Source organism: Pseudomonas panipatensis (assembly GCF_900099785.1).
Lineage (GTDB): Bacteria > Pseudomonadota > Gammaproteobacteria > Pseudomonadales > Pseudomonadaceae > Pseudomonas > Pseudomonas panipatensis.
This window is the reverse complement of record NZ_FNDS01000008.1, coordinates 145,356-167,302: the sequence shown is the minus strand read 5'-3', so window position 1 is coordinate 167,302 and position 21,947 is coordinate 145,356. Positions and strand designations below refer to the sequence as shown.

At 67.3% G+C, this 21,947-nt stretch carries 19 protein-coding genes; 9 read left to right on the top strand and 10 right to left on the bottom strand.

What is annotated here, in order from left to right; translation table 11 throughout:
• Nucleotides 1-6: 6 nt before the first annotated feature.
• Both BLQ74_RS19145 and ompR read right to left on the bottom strand, forming a co-directional pair.
• Entirely contained in the window at nucleotides 7-1,326 is a 1,320-nt protein-coding gene (locus tag BLQ74_RS19145) for an ATP-binding protein (protein WP_090265120.1), read from the bottom strand.
• Between the two features lie 135 nt (nucleotides 1,327-1,461).
• The gene (gene ompR, locus BLQ74_RS19140) at nucleotides 1,462-2,202 is read right to left on the bottom strand and encodes an osmolarity response regulator transcription factor OmpR (protein WP_090265118.1); all 741 of its coding nucleotides are present in this window, start codon (nucleotides 2,200-2,202) and stop codon (nucleotides 1,462-1,464) included.
• 233 nt (nucleotides 2,203-2,435) lie between these two features.
• On the opposite strand from ompR, the gene BLQ74_RS19135 reads away from it, so the two are divergent.
• The 3 genes from BLQ74_RS19135 to gshA all read left to right on the top strand — a co-directional run bounded on the left by BLQ74_RS19135 (nucleotide 2,436) and on the right by gshA (nucleotide 6,924).
• Nucleotides 2,436-4,772, top strand: a complete 2,337-nt coding sequence (locus BLQ74_RS19135; RefSeq protein ID WP_090265116.1) for a Tex family protein — start codon at nucleotides 2,436-2,438, stop codon at nucleotides 4,770-4,772.
• A 10-nt stretch (nucleotides 4,773-4,782) separates the two neighbouring features.
• On the top strand, nucleotides 4,783-5,172 hold the full coding sequence (locus BLQ74_RS19130) for a PaaI family thioesterase (protein ID WP_090265114.1): 390 nt from the start codon (nucleotides 4,783-4,785) through the stop codon (nucleotides 5,170-5,172).
• Nucleotides 5,173-5,337: 165 nt separating this feature from the next.
• Nucleotides 5,338-6,924, top strand: a complete 1,587-nt coding sequence (gshA, locus tag BLQ74_RS19125) for a glutamate--cysteine ligase (protein ID WP_090265112.1) — start codon at nucleotides 5,338-5,340, stop codon at nucleotides 6,922-6,924.
• A gap of 181 nt (nucleotides 6,925-7,105) precedes the next feature.
• Here the strand turns inward: gshA and argA are convergent, their stop codons facing one another.
• A complete protein-coding gene (argA, locus tag BLQ74_RS19120) occupies nucleotides 7,106-8,404 on the bottom strand; it encodes an amino-acid N-acetyltransferase (RefSeq protein ID WP_090265110.1) in 1,299 nt (432 codons plus the stop codon).
• 120 nt (nucleotides 8,405-8,524) lie between these two features.
• Nucleotides 8,525-9,664 carry an acetylornithine deacetylase gene (gene argE / locus BLQ74_RS19115; protein WP_090265108.1) on the bottom strand — a complete coding sequence of 380 codons (1,140 nt, stop codon included), beginning with the start codon at nucleotides 9,662-9,664 and terminating at the stop codon, nucleotides 8,525-8,527.
• A gap of 233 nt (nucleotides 9,665-9,897) precedes the next feature.
• Between argE and BLQ74_RS19110 the strand changes: the two genes are divergently transcribed.
• The 4 genes from BLQ74_RS19110 (at nucleotide 9,898) to BLQ74_RS19095 (ending at nucleotide 14,575) form a co-directional block, all read left to right on the top strand.
• Nucleotides 9,898-11,262: a CYTH domain-containing protein gene (locus BLQ74_RS19110; protein ID WP_090265105.1), complete on the top strand. Its 1,365-nt coding sequence runs from the start codon at nucleotides 9,898-9,900 to the stop codon at nucleotides 11,260-11,262.
• 81 nt (nucleotides 11,263-11,343) lie between these two features.
• Nucleotides 11,344-13,128, top strand: coding sequence for a type IV pilus assembly ATPase TfpB (tfpB, locus tag BLQ74_RS19105; RefSeq protein ID WP_090265103.1), 1,785 nt, complete (start codon nucleotides 11,344-11,346; stop codon nucleotides 13,126-13,128).
• 57 nt (nucleotides 13,129-13,185) lie between these two features.
• Nucleotides 13,186-14,124: an SPFH domain-containing protein gene (locus tag BLQ74_RS19100; RefSeq protein ID WP_090265101.1), complete on the top strand. Its 939-nt coding sequence runs from the start codon at nucleotides 13,186-13,188 to the stop codon at nucleotides 14,122-14,124.
• Between the two features lie 4 nt (nucleotides 14,125-14,128).
• Nucleotides 14,129-14,575, top strand: coding sequence for an NfeD family protein (locus BLQ74_RS19095; RefSeq protein ID WP_090265099.1), 447 nt, complete (start codon nucleotides 14,129-14,131; stop codon nucleotides 14,573-14,575).
• 107 nt (nucleotides 14,576-14,682) lie between these two features.
• Here BLQ74_RS19095 and lgt read toward each other — a convergent pair whose 3' ends face one another.
• Together lgt and BLQ74_RS19085 are read right to left on the bottom strand one after the other, a co-directional pair.
• Nucleotides 14,683-15,516 (bottom strand): prolipoprotein diacylglyceryl transferase, encoded by an 834-nt coding sequence (gene lgt / locus BLQ74_RS19090; protein WP_090265097.1) that lies wholly within the window; start codon nucleotides 15,514-15,516, stop codon nucleotides 14,683-14,685.
• Between the two features lie 20 nt (nucleotides 15,517-15,536).
• Nucleotides 15,537-16,322 (bottom strand): sulfite exporter TauE/SafE family protein, encoded by a 786-nt coding sequence (locus BLQ74_RS19085; RefSeq protein WP_090265510.1) that lies wholly within the window; start codon nucleotides 16,320-16,322, stop codon nucleotides 15,537-15,539.
• A gap of 110 nt (nucleotides 16,323-16,432) precedes the next feature.
• Here BLQ74_RS19085 and BLQ74_RS19080 point away from each other — a divergent pair, with 110 nt between their 5' ends.
• Nucleotides 16,433-17,179: an NRDE family protein gene (locus tag BLQ74_RS19080; protein WP_090265095.1), complete on the top strand. Its 747-nt coding sequence runs from the start codon at nucleotides 16,433-16,435 to the stop codon at nucleotides 17,177-17,179.
• Between the two features lie 54 nt (nucleotides 17,180-17,233).
• Here the strand turns inward: BLQ74_RS19080 and ptsP are convergent, their stop codons facing one another.
• A complete protein-coding gene (gene ptsP, locus BLQ74_RS19075) occupies nucleotides 17,234-19,513 on the bottom strand; it encodes a phosphoenolpyruvate--protein phosphotransferase (RefSeq protein WP_090265093.1) in 2,280 nt (759 codons plus the stop codon).
• 21 nt (nucleotides 19,514-19,534) lie between these two features.
• A complete protein-coding gene (locus tag BLQ74_RS19070; RefSeq protein WP_090265091.1) occupies nucleotides 19,535-20,014 on the bottom strand; it encodes an RNA pyrophosphohydrolase in 480 nt (159 codons plus the stop codon).
• Nucleotides 20,015-20,158: 144 nt separating this feature from the next.
• Here BLQ74_RS19070 and BLQ74_RS19065 point away from each other — a divergent pair, with 144 nt between their 5' ends.
• Nucleotides 20,159-20,818, top strand: a complete 660-nt coding sequence (locus BLQ74_RS19065) for a histidinol-phosphatase (protein WP_090265089.1) — start codon at nucleotides 20,159-20,161, stop codon at nucleotides 20,816-20,818.
• Nucleotides 20,819-20,837: 19 nt separating this feature from the next.
• On the opposite strand, the gene BLQ74_RS19060 is transcribed toward BLQ74_RS19065, so the two are convergent.
• Both BLQ74_RS19060 and BLQ74_RS19055 read right to left on the bottom strand, forming a co-directional pair.
• Nucleotides 20,838-21,305, bottom strand: coding sequence for a DUF2269 family protein (locus tag BLQ74_RS19060; RefSeq protein WP_090265087.1), 468 nt, complete (start codon nucleotides 21,303-21,305; stop codon nucleotides 20,838-20,840).
• A 39-nt stretch (nucleotides 21,306-21,344) separates the two neighbouring features.
• Entirely contained in the window at nucleotides 21,345-21,812 is a 468-nt protein-coding gene (locus BLQ74_RS19055) for a DUF2269 family protein (RefSeq protein WP_090265084.1), read from the bottom strand.
• Nucleotides 21,813-21,947 lie beyond the last annotated feature (135 nt).

Genomic DNA, 21,947 nt, shown 5'->3' with positions numbered 1-21,947 from the left:
AGGCGCTCAGGATGCCCCGCGCGGTAACAACAGGCCGAGCGGCAGGCAGACCCGAGCCTCGACGCCACCGCCTTCGCGGTTACGCAGTTCGACGCTGCCGCCATGCTGCGCGGCAATGCGCTTGACGATGGCCAGCCCCAGGCCGGTGCCCTTGCCGCCGCGCGCCTTATCGCCGCGAATGAAGGGGTTGAAAATACTGTCCAGCTCCTGCGGGTCGATGCCGGCGCCACGGTCGAGCACGCTCATCACGATGTAGGGCGCGCCGCCGCCATCGGCCACGTAGCTGGCCACTTCGACGCCGCTGCCACCATGATTCAGCGCATTGCCGATCAGGTTGCCGAGCAGCCGCTTCATCGACACCCGGCGCAGCGGGAAGGGCGGCAAGGGCGCCAGGCACAGGCGCACGCGCTCTTCGCCCTGGTTGTAGGGCGCCACCACCTCGCGCACCAGTTCGTTGAGGTCACCCTCCTCCACCGGCTCGTCGCGGCCATCGCGGATGAAGGCGAGGAACTGGTCGAGGATGGCGTCCATGTCCTCGACATCGCGGACCATGTCCTCGACCATCTCCCGCTCGCTCGCCGGCATCAGCTCCAGCGACAGGCGCAAGCGGGTCAGCGGCGTGCGCAGATCGTGGGACACCCCGGCGAGCATCAGCTCGCGCTCGCGCGCGGCCTGTTCGACGTCGTCGGCCATCTGGTTGAAGGCGCGATACACCTCGGCCATCTCGCTGGGCGTGTCCTGCCCCAGCGGCAGCCGCACGCTGCGCCCCTTGCCGAACTCGCGGGAGGCCACCACCAGGCGTTTCAGCGGCTGGCCGAGCAGGCGCACGAAGATCCACGCCGCCGCCGTGGACAGCAGGCCGATGCCGAGGAACCAGCCAAGCACGCTCCAGATCTGCTGGCCGCGCAGCGGGTGCGGATACAGCGGAACGCCGAGCCAGCCCTCGCCGAGGCTGGGGACATGCACCCAGAGCATCGACGGATGATGGATACGCAGGCGGGTTTCGGTGTCCGGCCCCAGTTCGGTGCGCATCTGCCGCTGGAAGATGCCGCTGTAAGGCCAGTGCTGCTCTTCCGGCTGCTCGTTCTCCTGGGACACCCAGGCCAAGCCGGCGGACTTGGCGATGGCCTCGCGCGAGCGCTCGTCGGCGGCCCAGTAGGCTCGCACGGTCAACGCCGCGCCATGGCTGTACTGGCGATCGACCAGCATGTCCTCGTTCATCAGCAGGTAGACCAGCGTCAGCGCCTTGGAAAAGAGCACGACGATGAGCACCAGCCAGAGGGTGCGGGTGAAGAAGCTTTGTGGGAACCAGAGCGGGGTTTTCACAACGGGATTTCCGGACGTTTCGTGCACGGGATGGCGGACGCTTGGGGATCGTCCAGAACGCCAGGCCGCCGCGTGGACAGGGCAACTGTCACGACAGGCGGCGGCGACAGGCTGCGGGGCGATCCCGGCGCGGGCTCACTTGCGCGCGTTGCCGTCCGGCACGAACACATACCCCACGCCCCAGACCGTCTGGATATAGCGCGGCTTCGACGGATCGGGCTCGATCAGCCGGCGCAGGCGCGAAATCTGCACGTCGATGGAGCGTTCCAGGGCATCCCATTCGCGGCCGCGCGCCAGGTTCATCAGCTTGTCGCGGGTCAGCGGCTCGCGGGCGTGCTGCACCAGCGCCTTGAGCACGGCGAATTCGCCGGTGGTGAGCATGTGCACTTCGCCAGCCTTCTTCAGCTCGCGGGTGGCCAGGAACAGCTCGTAGTCGCCGAAGCTCACCACCTCGTCCTCGCCGGCCGGCGCACCCGGCACCAGCGGCGCCTGGCGGCGCAGCACGGCCTTGATCCGCGCCAGCAGTTCGCGCGGGTTGAAGGGCTTGGCCAGGTAGTCGTCGGCGCCCAGTTCCAGGCCCTGGATACGGCTGGACTCGTCGCCCTTGGCGGTGAGCATGATGATCGGAATCTGATTGTTCGCTTCGCGCAGGCGCTTGCACGCGGACAGCCCATCCTCGCCGGGCATCATCAGATCGAGCACCACCAGTTGGAACAGTTCGCGAGCCAGCAGACGGTCCATCTGCTCGGTGTTTTCCACCGCGCGCACGCGGTAGCCCTGCTCGTCGAGGAAACGCTCCAGCAGACGGCGCAGGCGGGCGTCGTCGTCGACGATGAGGATCTTTTCACCTTCAGGCAGGGTGGCGGGGTTGCTCATGGTAGCTCCAGGATCTGATCAGGCGGGCATTATCGCCCAGCCTCGGTTGGCCTCGGACGGTCCATTGTTAGCAGATTTTTCCCCGACCAGCCGCCCACCCGGTCAATTTGCCGTGGGTATAATGCGGCGCTTTTGCGGCGGGGCGTTGTCAGAGAGGCCTGTCAGCCGGCGCGACAGATCGGCCGGCCATCCGAGCACACCCCGTATTTTCGTTGGTTTTCCCAGGTGGATTCATGGACAGCATCAACACCCGTATCGCCGAAGAGCTTTCCGCACTGCCCTCCGGCCGCGTTCAACCGCAGCAAGTCGCCGCTGCCGTCGCCCTGCTCGACGAGGGCGCCACCGTCCCCTTCATCGCTCGTTACCGTAAAGAGGTCACCGGCAGCCTCGACGATACCCAACTGCGCATGCTGGAAGAGCGCCTGCGCTACCTGCGCGAGCTGGACGAACGCCGCACGGCGATCCTCGCCAGCATCGAGGAACAGGGCAAGCTGACCCCGGAACTGGCCCGCGAGATCAAGCTGGCCGACACCAAGACCCGCCTCGAAGACCTTTACCTGCCGTACAAGCAGAAGCGCCGCACCAAGGGCCAGATCGCCCTGGAAGCCGGCCTCGGCGAGCTGGCCGACGCCCTGTTCAACGACCCGACCCTGAGCCCGGACAGCGAAGCCGCACGCTTCATCGACGCCGAGAAAGGCTTCGCCGACATCAAGGCCGTGCTCGAAGGCGCCAAGTACATCCTCATGGAGCGTTTCGCCGAAGACGCCACCCTGCTCGACCGCCTGCGCGTGTTCCTCAAGGACAACGCCACCCTGACCGCGCGCCTGGTGCCCGGCAAGGAGCAGGAAGGCGCCAAGTTCAGCGACTACTTCGAGCATGACGAGCCGCTGAAGAGCGCGCCCTCGCACCGCGCCCTGGCGATCTTCCGCGGACGCAACGAAGGCGTGCTCAGCGTTGCCCTGAAGGTCGGCGAAGAGCTGCCGGGCACCGCCCATCCTTGCGAAATCATGATCGGCGAGCGCTTCGGCATCGCCAACCAGGGCCGCGCCGCCGACAAGTGGCTGGCCGAGGTGGTGCGCTGGACCTGGAAGGTCAAGCTCTACACCCACCTGGAAACCGACCTGCTCGGCGAACTGCGCGAAGGCGCCGACCTGGAGGCGATCAACGTCTTCGCCCGCAACCTGCACGACCTGCTGCTGGCCGCCCCGGCCGGCCCGCGCGCCACCCTGGGCCTCGACCCGGGCCTGCGCACCGGCGTGAAGGTTGCGGTGGTCGACGCCACCGGCAAGCTGCTGGAAACCGCCACCGTCTACCCGCACGCACCGAAGAACCAGTGGGACCAGACCATCGCCGTGCTCGCCGCGCTCTGCGCCAAGCACCAGGTCGAGCTGATCGCCATCGGCAACGGCACCGCCAGCCGCGAGACCGACAAGCTGGCCGGCGAGCTGATCAAGAAATATCCGGCGCTGAAGGTCACCAAGGTCATGGTCAGCGAAGCCGGCGCTTCGGTGTACTCGGCCTCGGAACTGGCCGCCAAGGAATTCCCGGACCTCGACGTCTCGCTGCGCGGCGCCGTGTCCATCGCCCGCCGCCTGCAGGACCCGCTGGCCGAGCTGGTGAAGATCGAACCCAAGTCGATCGGCGTCGGCCAGTACCAGCACGACGTGTCGCAGCTGCAACTGGCGCGCAGCCTGGATGCGGTGGTGGAAGACTGCGTGAACGCCGTCGGCGTCGACGTCAACACCGCCTCGGCGGCGCTGCTGGCGCGCATCTCCGGCCTCAACAGCACCCTGGCGCAGAACATCGTGGCGCACCGTGACGCCAATGGCGCGTTCAAGACCCGCGACGAACTGAAGAAGGTCAGCCGCCTCGGCGAGAAGACCTTCGAGCAGGCCGCCGGCTTCCTCCGCGTGATGAACGGCGATAACCCGCTGGACGCCTCGGCGGTGCACCCGGAAACCTACCCGCTGGTGCAGCGCATTGCCGCCGATACCGGCCGTGACATCCGCTCGCTGATCGGCGACTCGGGCTTCCTCAAGCGCCTCGACCCGAAGAAGTTCACCGACGAGCACTTCGGTCTGCCGACCGTCACCGACATTCTCAAGGAACTCGACAAGCCCGGCCGCGACCCGCGCCCGGAGTTCAAGACCGCCGAGTTCCAGGACGGTATCGAGAGCCTCAAGGACCTCAAGCCGGGCATGGTGCTGGAGGGCGTGGTGACCAACGTCACCAACTTCGGCGCCTTCGTCGACATCGGCGTGCACCAGGATGGCCTGGTGCACATCTCGGCGCTGTCGGAGAAGTTCGTCAAGGATCCTTACGAGGTGGTCAAGGCCGGCGACATCGTCAAGGTCAAGGTCATGGAAGTGGATATCCCGCGTAACCGCGTCGGCCTGTCCATGCGCATGGGCGACACCCCTGGCGAGAAAGTCGAAGGCCCGCGCGGCGGCCGTCCCGCCGCTGGCCAGCAACGCCAGGAGCGTGGCGCCCCGCGGCAGGAGAACAAGGCGCCGAGCAACAACGCCATGGCGTCGCTGTTCGCCAACGCCAAACAATTGAAGAAGAAGTAAGGAAACCGCCATGAGCGAAATGCCCAGCCGGGAACGCATGATCAGCGCCTTCAGCGACAACCTCGGCCTCGAACCGGTGCGCCTGGGCGACGGCGAGGCGGAGGTGAGCCTGAAGATGGCCGAGCACCTGCGCAACCGCGGTAACGTCATGCACGGCGGGGCGCTGTTCTCGCTGATGGATGTGGCCATGGGCCTGGCCTGTTCCAGCGCCCACGGCTTCGACCGCCAGAGCGTCACCCTGGAGTGCAAGATCAACTACATCCGCGCCGTCGCCGAGGGCGAAGTGCGCTGCGTGGCCAGGGTCCTGCACGCCGGGCGCCGCTCGCTGGTGGTGGAAGCGGAAATCCTCCAGGGCGACAAGCTGGTCGCCAAGGGACAAGGCACCTTCGCCCAGCTATAAGCCGAGCCCTTCTTCCTGTTCTATGCTGACCATCGGCAGTCCGCGCGCCGCGCGGACTCCGGTGAGTCGTCGCAGCGCCAGGCGACAACGCCGGCCGCCCTCCCCCTTGTAGACCGCCTGGTCCACCCCCATAGTGGGGCGACCGCCGCGTGAAGGACATCAAACTTGAGCGACCTACTCTCCCGCCGCCTGGCTCTGCTCGGTGACGCTGCCAACCTGCCCCTGCTCACCCAGTGTCTGCACGGCATCGAACGCGAATGCCTGCGCGTGGACCGCACCGGCCACCTGGCCCTGACTCCGCACCCGCGCGCTCTGGGTTCGGCGCTGACCCACCCGCTGATCACCACCGACTATTCCGAGTCGCTGCTGGAGTTCATCACGCCGGCCACCACCAGCGTCGAAGAGACCCTGGCGTCGCTCGACGAGATCCACCGTTTCGCCAGCCAGCAGCTCGGCAGCGAACTCCTGTGGAGTCCGTCCATGCCCTGCGAACTGCCGGAAGAAGAGCAGATCCCCATCGCCCGCTACGGCAGCTCGAACATCGGCCGCCTCAAGTACGTCTACCGCAAGGGCCTGGCCCTGCGCTACGGGCGGACCATGCAGTGCATCGCCGGCATCCACTACAACTTCTCGCTGCCCGAGGCGCTCTGGCAACTGCTGCAGCGCGAAGAGGATGGCGGGCAGGACCCGCGCGACTTCCAGTCCGCCCATTACATCGCGCTGATCCGCAACTTCCGTCGCTACAGCTGGCTGCTGATGTACCTGTTCGGCGCCTCGCCGGCCCTCGACGTTGGTTTCCTGCGCGGTCGCCCGCACCAACTGCAGCAGTTCGACGAACACACCCTGTACCTGCCCTACGCCACCAGCCTGCGGATGAGCGACCTGGGTTACCAGAACAACGCCCAGGCCGGCCTGACGCCCTGCTACAACGACCTCGACAGCTACATCGAGAGTCTGCGCCGCGCGGTCGGCACGCCCTACCCGCCCTACGAGAAGATCGGCACCCAGCAGAACGGCGAATGGGTGCAACTGAACACCAACGTGCTGCAGATCGAGAACGAGTACTACTCGAGCATCCGTCCCAAGCGCGTCACCTACACCGGCGAGCGGCCGATCCAGGCGCTGATGGCGCGCGGCGTGCAGTACGTCGAAGCACGCTGCCTGGACATCAACCCCTTCCTGCCCCTGGGCATCGATGCCACCGAAGGCCGCTTCCTCGACGCCTTCCTGCTCTACTGCGCGCTGGCCGACAGCCCGCTGCTGGCCGACGGCGAATGCGGCGGCGCCACCGCCAACTTCCTCAAGGTGGTCAAGGAAGGCCGGCGCCCCGGCCTGCACCTGCAACGCGGCGGCCAGACCGTCGCGCTGCAGGACTGGGCCAATGAGCTACTGGCGCGCATCGCGCCCATCGCCGAGCTGCTCGACCGCGCCCACGGCGACACGGTCCATATGCAGAGCCTGGCGCAGCAGCGCGAGAAGGTCGCCGACCCCGAGTGCACGCCCTCCGCGCGCGTACTGGCGGACATGCGCGTCAGGGGCGAGAGCTTCGCCGCCTTCGCCCTGCGCCAGAGCCGCCAGCATGCCGAGTACCTGCGCTCGGAGCCGCTGGAGCCGGCCGAACAGGCACGCTTCGAACGGTTGGCCAGCACCTCGCTGGCCGAACAGGAGGAGCTGGAGCGGCAGCCGGAAGGCGACTTCGATACCTTCGTCGCGGCCTACCAGGCGAGCATCCTGGGTCTGATCGGGGTGTGAGGCCGGGCGGCGGATAACCGCGAACGGGTTGTCCGCCCTCCGCTCCCGCGCATCGCCGGCGTGCCCTGCCGAGCAAGCGATCGGCCGGTTTGCAGGATGGCAGGAACGCGGCGGAAGCATCGATGGCTATCGCTGCGCTCCACGCCATCCTACGAGGGCGCGGAGGGTTGCAGGGCGAACCTCAGAGGGCCTTTTCGAAGACCTGCGAATTGCGCTGGTAGTTGTACAGCGAGGCGCGCGCCGCCGGCAGGCGATCGACGCTGCTGGGCTGGAAGCCGCGCTCGCGGAACCAGTGCGCGGTGCGCGTGGTGAGCACGTAGAGGGTCTTCACGCCGAGGGCGCGGGCGCGTTCCTCGATGCGTTCGAGCAACTCGTCGCCGCGACCGCCGTGGCGGTACTCCGGGTTCACCGCCAGGCAGGCCAGTTCGGCGGCGTCGGAATCGGCGATCGGATAGAGCGCCGCGCAGGCGATGATCAGCCCTTCGCGCTCGACGATGCTGAACTGCTCGATCTCGCGCTCCAGCACCTCGCGGGAACGGCGCACCAGGATGCCTTGTTCTTCCAGCGGGCGAATCAACTCCAGCAGGCCGCCGACGTCTTCGATGTTCGCCTCGCGCAGTTGCTCGAACTGCTCCTGGGCCACCAGGGTGCCGTTGCCGGCGCGGGTGAACAGCTCGCTGAGCAGCGCGCCGTCTTCGGTGAAACTGACGATATGGCTGCGCCGCACCCCGGCGCGGCAGGCCTGGGCGGCGGCGTCGAGCAGCTCCGCCTGGTAACTGCTGCCCAGGCGTTGCAGGTGCGCCGGCACTTGCTGCGGGCGCAGCTCGCGGACCAGCTTGCCGTTGTCATCGAGCAGGCCCTGCTCGGCGCCGAAGAGGATCAGCTTGTCCGCGCCCAGCTCGATGGCCGCGCGCATGGCCACGTCTTCGCAGGCGAGGTTGAAGATTTCCCCGGTGGGCGAATAGCCGAGCGGCGACAGCAAGACGATGGAGCGCTCGCCGAGCAGCCGGTTGATGCCCTTGCAGTCGATCCGCCGCACTTCGCCGGTGTGGTGATAGTCGATGCCCTCGACCACGCCGATCGGCCGCGCGGTGACCAGGTTGCCCGAGGCCACGCGCAGGCGCGCGCCCTGCATGGGCGAGGCGGCCATGTCCATGGACAGGCGCGCTTCGATGGCGATGCGCAGGTTGCCCACGGCGTCGATCACGCACTCCAGGGTCGGCGCGTCGGTGACCCGCAGGCCCCGATGGAAGCGCGGCGCCAGCCCGCGGGAAGCCAGGCGCGCTTCGATCTGCGGGCGCGAGCCATGCACCAGCACCAAACGCACGCCGAGGCTGTGCAGCAGCACCAGGTCATGGACGATGTTGCCGAAATTCGGGTCTTCCACGCCTTCGCCGGGGAGCATCACCACGAAGGTGCAGTCCCGGTGGGCGTTGATGTAGGGGGAAGCGTGACGTAACCAGGTGACGTAGTCGTGCATTGTCCAGAAAGCCTGTGGTCGATGAGCGGCGGAAAAGCGTCGAGTGCGGATGCCGGCGCAGGGCCGGAGCGGCGGTTATCGTCGTCGCATGCACATCGGACGGTTTTCTCCTCGAAGGGGTTACAGGCAGTAGTGCTGGATCAGGCCACGCAGCAGATTCACGGTCGGCACGATGCGGTCGAGCGCCAGATGCTCGTCCGGCTGGTGGGCACAGGCGATATCGCCGGGGCCGAGGACCAGGGTTTCGCAGCCGAGCTGCTGAAGATACGGCGCTTCGGTGCCAAAGGCTACCGCTTCCGCCGAATGTCCGCTCAGACGTTCGGCCACTTGCACCAGCTCGGCATCGGCAGCCTGCTCGAAGGGCGGCACCGCGGGGAACAGCGGCCGGTAGTCGAGGCGCACGCTGAAGCGCTCGGCGAGCGGTTGCAGGCGCTCGCGGATGGCCTGGCGCAGCGCTTCCGGCTGCATCCCCGGCAGCGGCCGCAGATCGAACTCCAGGGCGCACTGGCCACAGATGCGGTTGGGGTTGTCGCCGCCATGGATGCAGCCGAGATTGAGGGTCGGCTGCGGCACGCCGAACTGCGGGTTGTTGTATTGCGTCTGCCACTGCGCGCGCAGCGCGAGCAGCTCGCCGATGGCCGCGTGCATCGCCTCCATGGCGCTGTGGCCCAGGCGCGGGTCGGAGGAGTGGCCGCTCTGCCCGAGGATGTCGATGCGCTCCATCATCACGCCCTTGTGCAGGCGGATCGGCCGCAGGTTGGTCGGCTCGCCGATCACCGCCGCGCGGCCCAGCGGCCGACCGGCGGCGGCCAGGGCGCGGGCGCCGGCCATGGAGCTTTCCTCGTCGCAGGTGGCGAGGATGATCAGCGGCTGGCGCAGCGGCCGGTCGAGCAAGGGCAGCAAGGCCTCGATGGCCAGGGCGAAGAAGCCCTTCATGTCGCAACTGCCCAGGCCATACCAGCGGCCGTCGCGCTCATCCAGGCGCAGCGGGTCGCTGCTCCACAGCGAATCGTCGTAGGGCACGGTGTCGGTGTGTCCGGCCAGCACCAGGCCGCCTGGTCCACTGCCGAGCACGGCGAGCAGGTTGAACTTGCCCGGCGTCACTTCCTGCAGTTCACAGGCAAACCCGAGGTCGCCGAGCCAGTTCGCCAGCAACGCCACCAGCGCTCGGTTGGACTGATCGAGGCTGGCCTGGGTGCAACTCACCGAGGGGCTGGCGAGCAGCGAGGCGAAACGGTCTTTCAGGCTCGGCAAGGGCATGGGATTCTCCGGATTGCATTGCGCCCATCATGGACCATGACGGGCGCCAGGCAAACCGCCTGCGGCGCGAACGCGACAGCCGCGCGGCGGCGATGCGGCAGGCGGAGTCCTGTACACTATCGCCCTCTGGCGGACAGGCGCGCCCCTCGCCGGGCCGCGCCGGCATCCCCATCGACGCTCCCGTCTACGCTATTCCTTCCAGGGCGCCACGCGCCCGCCGCCCGGACCCCGTCATGCAGAAAGAAACCGAAATCAAACTGCGCGTCAGCCGCGAGACCCTCGCCGCCCTGCGCGACCATCCGCTGCTGAAGAAACGCAACAAATCCGGCTGGCAGCAGAGCGAACTGTTCAACCAGTACTACGACACCCCCGAGCGCGACCTGTCCCGGGCCAAGGTCGCGCTGCGCCTGCGCCGCGACGGCGAGCAGTACATCCAGACCCTGAAGAGCCGCGGCCACAGCGTCGCCGGTCTGTCCGAACGCAACGAGTGGGACTGGTACCTGGACAAGCCCGAGCTGGACCTGCAGAAGCTCGACGACAACTGCTGGCCGGTGGCCCTGGCCGACCTCGACAAGCAGCAGCTCAAGCCGATCTTCAGCACCGACTTCGTCCGCGAGCGCGCCGAGATCGCCTGGGGACGCGGCAAGGCCAAGGTGGTGGTGGAAGCCGCCCTCGACCTGGGCAAGGTGCTGGCCGGCGAGCGCGAAGAGGACATCTGCGAACTGGAACTGGAACTGCGCCAGGGCGAACCGGCGGCCTTGCTGGAGCTGGCCGCCGAGCTGGCCGCCGACCTGCCGCTGACGCCCTGCGACATCAGCAAGGCCGAGCGCGGCTACCGGCTGTTCGACCCGGCCAGCTACGACATCCAGCCGGACGCCCAGAAACTCCTCGCGGAAACCCCGCTGGACGGCGCCTTCGCCGCCCTCGCCTGGGCGCTGCTGGGCAGCAGCCAGCGCCTCGCCGAGCAATACCGTTTCAACGGCCACTGGCGCCTGCTGCAAGACTGGCTGCAACAACTGGTCGACCTGCGCGCGCTGCTCGGCAGCCTCGGCCTGGCCGTGCCACGCGCGAGCACCCGCGAACTGCGTGATGCCCTGGATGCGCTGATCGCCGATTGGCGCCCGCGCCTGGAACAGGGCGAGCACGACGAAGCCGCGCGTCAGCAAGCGCCGGAAGCCTTCCGCGCCGAACTGGAAAACACCCGCTGGGGCCTGTTCTCGCTGAACGCCTCGCGCTGGCTGTCGAGCAAGGCCTGGTGCGAAGGCCGCAACGAGCGCGGCAACCGCCAGGGCGCCGCGGCGCTGGGCAAGTGGTTGCCGCGCCTGCTCGCCGAGGAAGCCGAGGGCCTACCGCTGGCGCGTGCCCAGCAGCAGCCGGAAGTACTCGCCGACCAACTGCCGCGCCTGCAGCGCATGCTGGTCTGGCTGCGCCTGGCGCGTGGCGTCCTGGAGCTGGCGGAAGTCGATCGCCTGTACGGCGAACTGGCCAAGCTGCAAGCGCTGCTGGCCCACGCCGACGCCGCCGACGCACTGGATGCCTTGGCGGCCCAGGCCCATACTGTGCAGGCTCTCAAGCCGTGGAAGGCGCTTTTGAAATAAGCTGGCGACCCGGCGCTGCGGGAAGGACTCGGCAGAATTCCCCCGCAGCCGTCCGCGGCACAACCAACGCAGGGAGTCTGCATGTCCGTGTTCGCTTCTCCGGCCCAGGATCGCTGGCTGGATCTGGCCGATGTCCTCCACGAGCTGGTCACCCAGGGCCGCGTCGCGCAGAACGATGCCGAGCAGTGCCTGGCGATCCGCCGCAGCGCGGTGAATAACCAGCAGCACCCCCTGGAGTTCCTCGCCGCGCAACAGGTGCCGGACCTCAGCCGGCCCGGCCGTAGCCTCGATATCGATACCCTGGTGCACTGGCTGGCCGAGTATTCCGGCCAGCCCTACCTGCGCATCGACCCGCTGAAGATCGACGTCGCCGCGGTGACCCCGCTGATGTCCTACGCCTTCGCCCAGCGCCACAAGATTCTCGCCGTGGCGGTGGCCCCGGACAGCGTCACCATCGCCAGCGCGCAGCCCTTCGTGCAGAGCTGGGAAAGCAACCTGACCCACGTGCTCAAGCGGCCGATCAAGCGGGTGATCTGCAACCCACAGGATATCCAGCGCTTCACCACCGAGTTCTATCGCCTCGCCAAGTCGGTCAGCGGCGCCTCGGCGCAGGACCAGAAGATCAGCGGCATCGGCAACTTCGAGCAGATGCTCAAGCTCGGCGCCAGCGACCAGGAGCCGGATGCCAACGACGCGCACATCGTCACCATCGTCGACTGGCTGTTCCAGTACGCCTTCCAGCAGCGCGCCAGCGATATCCACATCGAGCCGCGCCGCGAACAGGGCACGGTGCGGTTCCGCATCGACGGCGTGCTGCACAACGTCTACCAGTTCCCCCCGCAGGTGAGCATGGCGGTGGTCAGCCGCCTGAAGTCGCTCGGCCGCATGAACGTGGCCGAGAAGCGCAAGCCGCAGGACGGCCGGGTCAAGACCAAGACCCCGGACGGCGCCGAGGTCGAACTGCGCCTGTCGACCCTGCCCACCGCCTTCGGCGAGAAGATGGTGATGCGTATCTTCGACCCGGAAGTGCTGCTGAAGAGCTTCGACCAGCTCGGCTTCTCGCCGGACGACCTGCGCCGCTGGCAGAGCATGACCAACCAGCCCAACGGCATCATCCTGGTCACCGGCCCCACCGGTTCGGGCAAGACCACCACGCTGTACACCACGCTCAAGCAACTGGCCACCGACGAGGTGAACGTCTGCACCATCGAGGACCCGATCGAGATGATCGAGCCCTCGTTCAACCAGATGCAGGTACAGCACAACATCGAGCTGAGCTTCGCCAGCGGCGTGCGCGCGCTGCTGCGGCAGGACCCGGACATCATCATGGTCGGCGAGATCCGCGACCTGGAAACCGCCGAGATGGCCATCCAGGCCGCGCTCACCGGGCACCTGGTGCTTTCCACCCTGCACACCAACGACTCGCCCACGGCGATCACCCGCCTGCTCGAGCTGGGCGTGCCCTACTACCTGATCCGCGCCACCGTGCTCGGGGTCATGGCCCAGCGCCTGGTGCGCACCCTGTGCCCGCACTGCAAGGCGCCACTGGCGCTGCAGGAAAACGACTGGCAGGAACTGACCCGCCCGTGGAACGCCCCGCTGCCCAGCGGCGCGCAGCAGGCCGTGGGCTGCCTGGAGTGCCGCGACACCGGCTACCGGGGACGCGCCGGGGTCTACGAGATCATGCTGCTGAGCGACAGCCTGAAGGAGCTGATCACCCCCGATACCGACCTCATCCCGCTGCGCCGCCAGGCCTTCAAGGAAGGCATGCGCAGCCTGCGCCTGTCCGGCGCGCAGAAGGTCGCGGCGGGCCTGACGACCATCGAGGAAGTGCTGCGCGTGACGCCGCAGAGCGAGCAGAAATAACCCGCGCCCGGCAAGGCGCGGGAACAGGACGTCGTTTTCGTTCAAGGAGAGCGTTACATGGAAATCGGTAGTGTTCTGATCCTCTTCGTCATCCTCGCGGTGGCCATCGTCTTCATGGGCTTCAAGGTGGTGCCGCAGGGCCACGAGTGGACGGTGGAGCGCTTCGGCCGCTACACCGGCACGCTCAAGCCGGGGCTGAACATCATCGTGCCGGTGATGGACCGCATCGGCCAGAAGATCAACATGATGGAGCGCGTGCTGGACATCCCGCCGCAGGAGGCGATCAGCGCCGACAACGCCATCGTGCAGATCGACGCGGTGTGCTTCTACCAGGTGGTCGACGCGGCGCGCGCGGCCTACGAGGTGAGCGGTCTGGAGAACGCCATCCGCAACCTGGTGATGACCAATATCCGTACCGTGCTCGGCTCCATGGAGCTGGACCACATGCTCAGCCAGCGCGATGCGATCAACGAGCGCCTGCTGCGCACCGTCGACGAAGCCACCGCGCCCTGGGGCCTGAAGGTCACCCGCATCGAGATCAAGGACATCAGCCCGCCGGCCGACCTGGTCGAGGCGATGGCCAGCCAGATGAAGGCCGAGCGCCTGAAGCGCGCGCAGATCCTCGAAGCCGAGGGCAAGCGCGCCGCGGAAATTCTCACCGCCGAGGGCGAAAAACAGTCGCAGATCCTCAAGGCCGAAGGCCTGCGCCAATCCGCCTTCCTCGAAGCCGAGGCCCGCGAGCGCCAGGCCGAGGCCGAGGCGCGGGCGACCCAGGTGGTCTCCGCAGCCATCGCCAACGGCAACGTGCAGGCAGTCAACTACTTCGTCGCGCAGAAGTACGTCGACGCCCTCGGCCGACTGGCCAGCTCGAACAACAGCAAGATCGTCCTGATGCCGCTGGAGGCCAGCCAGGTGATAGGCGCGGTGGGCGGCATCGGCGAGATCGTCAAAGCCACCTTCGGCGCGAGCGACAACGGCGGCAAAACCAGGGGCTGAGCCTATGTGGGATTACCTGCAACACCTGCGCTTCTGGGACTGGCTGGCCTTCGGCACCCTGCTGCTGATCCTGGAAATCTTCGGCGCCGGTGGCTACCTGCTGTGGATCGGCGTGGCGGCGGCGATCACCGGGGGCATCGCCTTCCTCTTCCCGGCGCTGCCCTGGACCGGGCAGTTCCTCGCCTTCGGCGTGCTGGCCATCCTCACTGCGGTGTTCTGGTGGCGTCACCAGCGCCGCACGACCGCCGACGCCGGCCACTCCAGCCTCAACCGCCGTGGCAGCGAGTTGCTCGGGCGCCAGTTCGCCCTGCATGACGCCATCGTCGGCGGCCGCGGCAAGATTCGCGTCGGCGACTCGCTGTGGCTGGTCAGCGGCCCGGACCTGCCGGCCGGGGCACAGGTTCGCGTCACCGGGCAGGATGGAGTGTTGCTGCTGGTCGAACCGGCCTGACGCCAGGCCCGCCGTTGCACAGGCGACGGGCGCTGCGGCGGCGCGGCGCATGCTTTCCCGGCATGAAAAAGCCCGCCGAGCGGCGGGCTTTTTCATGGGCGTGCGACTCAGTTGACCAGGGGCTTGGCCGCCGCGCGGCGATAGGCCCAGATCATCAGGGCGATGCCGCCGAGGATCATCGGCACGCAGAGCAGTTGGCCCATGGTCAGCCAATCCCAGGCCAGGTAGCCCGGACCGCCGTTGCCACCGGCGCCCTGGTCGGCGTCGGGCAGGCGGAAGAATTCGACGAAGAAGCGGAACAGGCCGTAGCAGAGGATAAACAACCCGGAAACCGAGGCGGTCGGCCGCGGCTTGCTGGTGAACAGCCAGAGGATGATCAGCAGGGCGATGCCTTCCAGGCCGAATTCATAGAGCTGCGAGGGGTGGCGCGGCAGCTGCGCCGGGTCGCTGTAGGGCGGGAAAATCATCGCCCAGGGCACGTCGGTGGGCTTGCCCCACAGCTCGGCGTTGATGAAGTTGCCGATACGCCCGGCGCCCAGGCCGATCGGCACCAGCGGCGCGATGAAGTCCATCAGTTGGAAGAAGCTCTTGCCGTTGCGCTTGCCGAACCACCAGGTCGCCAGCATCACCCCAAGCAGTCCGCCATGGAAGGACATGCCGCCCTCCCAGACCTTGAACAGGCCCAGCGGGTTGGCCAGGTAGTAATCCAGCTTGTAGAACAGCACGTAGCCGATGCGGCCGCCGAGGACCACGCCACAGGCCACCCAGAACACCAGGTCGGAGAGTTTCTCCTTGCTCCAGGTCGGATCGAAGCGGTTCAGCCGGCGCGAGGCGAGGAACCAGGCGCCGCCGATGCCGATCAGGTACATCAGGCCGTACCAGTGGACTTTCAGGGGACCGAGCGACACCGCAACCGGGTCGATCTGTGGATAAGGCAGCATCGCTTTCTCCTAGGGATGAATCACTTAAGCAGGAAACTCATGCCGATGCAGAACATCAGCAGAGCGAACAGACGCTTGAGCACCTTGGCCGGCAGGCGGTGCGCCAGGCGCGCACCGATGCGGGCGAAAAACATGCTGGTCACGGCGATCCCGACCAGCGCCGGCAGGTAAACGAAACCGACGCTCCACTCCGGCAGCAACGGCTTGTGCCAGCCCACGGCGATAAAGGATATGGCGCCAGCCACGGCGATCGGCAGGCCACAGGCCGACGAGGTCGCCACCGCCTGCTGCATGGTCAGTCCGCGCCAGGACAGGAACGGCACGGTCAGCGAGCCGCCGCCGATGCCGAAGATCGCCGAGGCCCAGCCGATGAAGCCACCCGCCGCACCGAGGCCGAGCCGACCCGGCAGCGCGTGATGCCCCTTGGGCTTCAGGTCCAGGAGCATCTGCAAGGAAATCAGCACGGCGAAGCTACCGATGATTTTCTGCAGCACCGGCCCCTTGATGCCCGAGGCAGTGACCGCCCCCAGGGCGCTGCCGACGATGATGCCGAGGGCCATCCAGAGGAATACCGGCCAGCGCACCGCGCCGCGCCGATGGTGTTCGAGGATGGAGTTGACCGAGGTGAAGACGATGGTCGCCAGGGACGTGCCAATGGCCATCTGGGTCAGGACTTCGACGGGGAAACCATGGGCGGTGAAGCTGAATACCAGCGCCGGCACGATGATCAACCCACCGCCAACGCCGAACAGGCCGGCAAGCACGCCGGCGCCTGCGCCAAGCAGCAGGTAGAAGAGGAACTCCATGGTCACCTCGGATCGGAAAAGCGGCATGGTAGCGGAAGCCATCCGGTGGCTCCAGCCAGAGCGGCGCGAGCAGGGGCTTGATAGACTCGCCCGACCACGAGGAGTTTCCCATGTGCCTGATCGTCTTTGCCTGGCGCCCCGAGCACGCCATGCCCTTGATCGTCGCGGCCAACCGTGACGAGTTCTATGCCCGCCCCAGCCTACCGCTGGCGGCTTGGGAGGATGTCCCCGGGGTGCACGCCGGGCGCGACCTGGAGGCTGGCGGGACCTGGTTGGGCATTGGCCCGGATGGGCGCTTCGCCGCCCTGACCAACGTCCGCGATCCCGACCAGGCGCTCGGCCCGCGCTCGCGCGGCGAACTGGTAGCTGGCTTCCTGCGTGGACAGCAGGCGCCGCTGGACTATCTGGCCGAGGTCCGCGAGCGTGCCGCCGAATACTCCGGCTTCAACCTGCTGGTCGGCGATCACCGTCAGCTCTGCTACCTGAACTCCCGCAGCGGCGCGCCGCACGCCCTGGCCCCCGGCCTTTACGGCCTGTCCAATGCCGCCCTGGACACGCCCTGGCCCAAGCTCGAGCGCGCCCGCGCCGCACTGGCGCGGCATCTCGAGCGGCCCGAAACGGGAGCCCTGCTGGCGCTGCTGGCCGACCACGAACGCCCCGCCGACGAACGGTTACCGGAAACCGGCGTCGGGCTGGCCACCGAACGCCTGCTCTCCAGCGTGTTCATCGCCAGCCCGAATTACGGCACCCGCGCCAGCAGCGTGCTGCGCGTGCACGCCAACGGCCGCCGCGAGTTCTTCGAGCGCAGTTTCGGCCCGCACGGTGCGCGGCTGGGCGATGTGAACCTGGAACTGTGAGGATGTCGGGCAGGACCCAGCCGGCGAACGCCGGCTGGGCTGGCGCGGCCGGCCTCAACCCTGGACGGTCGCCGCCGGATTGATCACCCGGCCGAGGCCGAGGTTGCGCAGGGCCAGATGCAAGGAGCTGTGGATCACCTGCGGGTTGTCGAAGGTCATCAACTGGGCGAGCAGCTCGCGCGCCTTGCTCAGGGTGATCTGGCGCAGCAGCCATTTCACCTTGGGCAGGTTGGTGGCGTTCATCGACAGCGAGTCGAAACCCATCGCCATGAGCAGCACCGCCGCCGCCGGATCGCCGGCCATTTCGCCGCAGATGCTCACCGGCTTGCCTTCGGCGTGGGCATCGTCGACCACTTTCTTCAATGCCTGCAGCACCGCCGGGTGCAGGTAGTCGTAAAGGTCGGCGACGCGCGGATTGTTGCGATCCACCGCCAGCAGGTACTGGGTCAGGTCGTTGGAGCCGACCGAGAGGAAGTCCACCTGGCGCGCCAGTTCGCGGGTCTGGTACACCGCCGCGGGAATCTCCACCATCATGCCGACCGGCGGCATGGGGATGTCCACCCCCTCGTCGCGCACTTCGCCCCAGGCACGATGGATCAGGTGCAGCGCCTCTTCCAGTTCATGGGTGCCGGAGATCATCGGCAGCAGGATGCGCAGGTTGTCCAGGCCCTCGCTGGCCTTGAGCATGGCGCGGGTCTGCACCAGGAAGATTTCCGGGTGGTCGAGGGTCACGCGGATGCCACGCCAACCGAGGAAGGGGTTGTCTTCCTTGATCGGGAAGTAGGACAGCGCCTTGTCGCCGCCGATGTCCAGGGTGCGCATGGTCACCGGCAGCGGGTGGAAGGCCGAGAGCTGCTCGCGGTAGATCGCCAGCTGCTCCTTCTCGCTGGGGAAGCGGTCGTTGATCATGAACGGCACTTCCGTGCGGTACAGACCGACCCCTTCGGCGCCGCGCTCCTGGGCGCGAGCGACATCGGCCAGCAGGCCGGTGTTGACCCACAGCGGCATGCGGTGCCCATCGAGGGTCTCGCAGGGCAGCTCGCGCAACGCGGCCAGGCCCTTGCTGAGTTCCTTCTCCTCGGCGACCACTTCGCCATACTGGCTGACCAGTTGCGGCGAGGGGTTGGTGTAGATCTCGCCGTGGTAGCCGTCGACGATCAGGTCGATGCCATCGACCTTGGAATACGGCAGGTCGACCGCGCCCATCACCGTGGGGATGCCCATGGCGCGGGCGAGGATGGCAACGTGGGAGTTGCCCGAACCGAGCACCGAGACCAGGCCGACCAGCTTGCCCTCGGGCACTTCGCCGAGCATCGCCGGGGACAGCTCCTCGCTGACGATGATGGTCTGGTCCGGGTAGGTCAGGCTCTGTTTACGCTCTTCCTGCAGATAGGCGAGGATGCGCCGGCCGATGTCCTTGACGTCCGAGGCGCGCTCGCGCAGGTAGGCGTCGTCCATCAGCTCGAAGCGCGAGACATGCTCCATCACCACTTGGCGCAGGGCGCCCTGGGCCCACTGGCCGGAGCGGATGATGCGCTTCACTTCCTGCCCGATGGAGGCATCGTCGAGCATCATCAGGTACACGTCGAACAGCGCGCGTTCTTCCTTGCGCAGCTGGGTGGCGAGTTTGCTGGAGAGGTTGCGCATGTCCTCGCGGACCGACTCCAGGGCCTGCTTGAACAGCTCGATCTCGGCCTCGACGTCGTCGATCGGCTTGTCCGGCACCACCTCGAGGTCGGCCGGCGGCAGCACCACCACGGCCTTGCCGACGGCCACGCCGGGAGAACCGGGCACGCCGACGAACTTGGTTTCCTGGATGCCCTTGCCAAGCTTGCCCAGGCCACGGATCGAACCGGTGGCCTCGGCATGGGCGATCACCCCGGCGAGCTGTGCGCTCATGGTCACCAGGAAGGCTTCCTCGCCTTCGTCAAACTGGCGTTTTTCCTTCTGCTGCACCACCAGCACGCCCATCACCCGGCGGTGGTGGATGATCGGTGCGCCGAGGAAAGAGGCGTAACGCTCCTCGCCGGTCTCGGCGAAGTAGCGATAGCGCGGGTGTTCGGAAGCGTTCTCGAGGTTCAGTGGCTCTTCGCGGGTGCCGACCAGGCCGACCAGGCCCTCGTTGGGCGCCATGCTGACCTTGCCGATGGAACGCTTGTTCAGGCCTTCGGTGGCCATCAGGACGAAGCGGTTGCTTTCCGCGTCGAGCAGGTAGACCGAGCACACCTGCGTGCCCATGGCCTCCTTGACCCGCTGCACGATGATGCCCAGCGCCGCCCTGAGATCCTTGGCGGCGTTCACTTCCTGGACGATCTTGCGCAGCGTGTTGAGCATGCTCAGGGCCTTATCTCCTTTTCAGTCCCGCGCCAGCAGGCGCGGCGCCAATTCCTTCAGCGCACGCCGGTAGACCTCGCGCTTGAAGGTCACGACCTGCCCCAGCGGATACCAGTAACTCACCCAGCGCCAGCCGTCGAACTCTGGCTTGCCGGTCACATCCATGCGGACCCGGTTCTCGTCGCCGGTCAGGCGGAGCAGGAACCATTTCTGCTTCTGACCGATGCACAAGGGTTGGCTATTGGTGCGCACCAGGCGCTGCGGCAAACGGTAACGCAACCAGCCACGGGTGCAGGCGAGAATCTTCACATCCTGCTCTTCCAGGCCGACTTCTTCGTTCAATTCGCGGAACAGCGCTTCCTCAGGGGTTTCCTGGGCGTTGATACCGCCTTGCGGAAACTGCCAGGCCTCCTGATTGATGCGCCGCGCCCACAGCACCTGTCCGGCCTCGTTGGAGAGGATGATGCCGACATTCGGGCGGAAACCATCGGGATCGATCACGGCGGGACATCCTCGAAAACGCGTGTGCCCGCATTGTTCCACAAAGCCTGTGACAGCGGCAACGCGGGGCGCGGCCTCATGTGCAGGCCAGGCAAAAGTCGTTACTCTAGGCGCTTTTTCCGCTTTGGCAATAAACGGTGAATCATGGCGCGACTGGCCCTCTTCGATCTCGATAACACCCTCCTGGCCGGCGACAGCGACCATAGCTGGGGCGAATGGCTGTGCCAGCGCGGTCTGGTCGACGCTGGCGAATATCAGGCACGCAACGATGCCTTCTACGCCGACTACCTGGCCGGCCAACTGGACGTGATCGCCTACCAGAACTTCACCCAGGCGATCCTCGCCCGCCACCCGATGGAACAGCTGGCGCAATGGCATCGGCAGTTCATGAGCGAGGTGATCGAGCCGATCATCCTGCCCAAGGGCGAGGCCCTGCTCGAAGAGCATCGCGCCGCCGGCGACCGCCTGGTGATCATCACCGCCACCAACCGCTTCATCACCGGGCCGATCGCCGCACGCCTGGGCGTCGCGACCCTGCTCGCCACCGAGTGCGAAATGCGCGATGGCCGCTACACCGGCACCACCTTCGACGTGCCCTGCTACCAGGGCGGCAAGGTCACGCGCCTGCAGCGCTGGCTGGGGGAAAACGGCATGAGCCTGGACGACAGCTATTTCTACAGCGATTCGCGCAACGACCTGCCGCTGCTGGAAGCGGTCAGCAATCCGGTGGCGGTCGACCCCGACGACACCCTGCGCACCACCGCCCAGGCGCGCGGCTGGCCGGTGATCAGCCTGCGCGACTGAGGTCAGCGGCAAGGCCGGCTCAGGCCGGCTTGTTGACCATCAGGTAGAAGATCGCCAGGAAGGCGAGAAACGCCGGCCAGCCCAGGACGAACCACCAGCGCATATAGAAGAAGGCCCTGGCTGGCAGCGCGCCAGCCGCCGCATGCGCCACCTCGGCCATGTCGCGCACGCGGATCTGCAACCAGACCACCGGCAGCCAGCAGAGCCCGGCGAACACATACAGGCCCAGGCTCCACAGCAGCCAGCCTTGCGTCAGCGGCCAACCGGCCAGGTGCGCCATGGCCAGGCCGCTGAGCGGCTGGAGCAGCGCGGTGCTGGCGATGAACAGCCAGTCGGCGCTGACCAGGTGGCGGAAGGTCACCCGGATCGCCTCGAGGTTGCCGCTGCGCCAGGCGCGCCAGGCGTAATAGGCCGAGCCCAGCCCGGTTCCGAAGAGCAGCGTGGACGAAAGGATGTGCAGGGTCTTGAGCAGCAGGTAGGGGCTCATCGGCGCTCCATCGCCTTGATCATTGGACGGGTACCGCCGCTAGAGCGGCTTGGCCAGCATCAGCGCGAGGATCGCCAGCAGGCTCAGCAACGCCAGCAGGAAGAATGCCAGGCCAAAGCGCAGGTCGCGGGTGGCGCGGCCGGCCAGCGGCTCGCCGCTGCTGTGCGCGGCCAGGGCATGGCCGCGGACGCGCCAGAGTCGGCTGGTGAAGAGCAGCCAGAAGATAGCGGCGACGATCAACAGGCAGGCGCTGCCCAGCAGCCAGGTCTGCCCCAGCGGCAGGCCGGCGCGGTGCGCCATTTGCCAGCCGCTCAGCGGTAGGCTGATTACGCTGCCGGCCACCAGCAGCCAGGCGAGCAGACCGATGCGCCGCAGCGCCTTGGCCAGGACGCCGGGGTCCGCGGCGCGCCAGCTGCGCCAGCCATACCAGGCGAGGCCGAGGATGGCCAGGAACGGGATCACCACGGCGATGCCGTGGAGGATCTGCAGGCGCGGGTAGATTTCCATGTCGTGCATCCCTGTCGCGATTTGTGCGTCCCTTGAGCCTAGCAGCGCCGCCACTGGCCGGAGAAGCCGCCGGCGCTGCGTTGCCTGTGCGAAACCACCGCGCCGGACGCCGGCAACCGGCAGCCGCCGGGGCCG

Coding starts and splice junctions, on each gene's coding strand:
- ompR (WP_090265118.1), bottom strand. CDS start 2,202: ATGAGCAACCCCGCCACCCTGCCTGAAGGTGAAAAGATCCTCATCGTC.
- argA (WP_090265110.1), bottom strand. CDS start 8,404: ATGCACGACTACGTCACCTGGTTACGTCACGCTTCCCCCTACATCAAC.
- lgt (WP_090265097.1), bottom strand. CDS start 15,516: ATGCTGCCTTATCCACAGATCGACCCGGTTGCGGTGTCGCTCGGTCCC.
- BLQ74_RS19080 (WP_090265095.1), top strand. CDS start 16,433: ATGTGCCTGATCGTCTTTGCCTGGCGCCCCGAGCACGCCATGCCCTTG.
- tfpB (WP_090265103.1), top strand. CDS start 11,344: ATGTCCGTGTTCGCTTCTCCGGCCCAGGATCGCTGGCTGGATCTGGCC.
- BLQ74_RS19110 (WP_090265105.1), top strand. CDS start 9,898: ATGCAGAAAGAAACCGAAATCAAACTGCGCGTCAGCCGCGAGACCCTC.
- ptsP (WP_090265093.1), bottom strand. CDS start 19,513: ATGCTCAACACGCTGCGCAAGATCGTCCAGGAAGTGAACGCCGCCAAG.
- BLQ74_RS19100 (WP_090265101.1), top strand. CDS start 13,186: ATGGAAATCGGTAGTGTTCTGATCCTCTTCGTCATCCTCGCGGTGGCC.
- BLQ74_RS19130 (WP_090265114.1), top strand. CDS start 4,783: ATGAGCGAAATGCCCAGCCGGGAACGCATGATCAGCGCCTTCAGCGAC.
- BLQ74_RS19055 (WP_090265084.1), bottom strand. CDS start 21,812: ATGGAAATCTACCCGCGCCTGCAGATCCTCCACGGCATCGCCGTGGTG.
- BLQ74_RS19060 (WP_090265087.1), bottom strand. CDS start 21,305: ATGAGCCCCTACCTGCTGCTCAAGACCCTGCACATCCTTTCGTCCACG.
- BLQ74_RS19135 (WP_090265116.1), top strand. CDS start 2,436: ATGGACAGCATCAACACCCGTATCGCCGAAGAGCTTTCCGCACTGCCC.
- argE (WP_090265108.1), bottom strand. CDS start 9,664: ATGCCCTTGCCGAGCCTGAAAGACCGTTTCGCCTCGCTGCTCGCCAGC.
- BLQ74_RS19065 (WP_090265089.1), top strand. CDS start 20,159: ATGGCGCGACTGGCCCTCTTCGATCTCGATAACACCCTCCTGGCCGGC.
- BLQ74_RS19085 (WP_090265510.1), bottom strand. CDS start 16,322: ATGGAGTTCCTCTTCTACCTGCTGCTTGGCGCAGGCGCCGGCGTGCTT.
- BLQ74_RS19095 (WP_090265099.1), top strand. CDS start 14,129: ATGTGGGATTACCTGCAACACCTGCGCTTCTGGGACTGGCTGGCCTTC.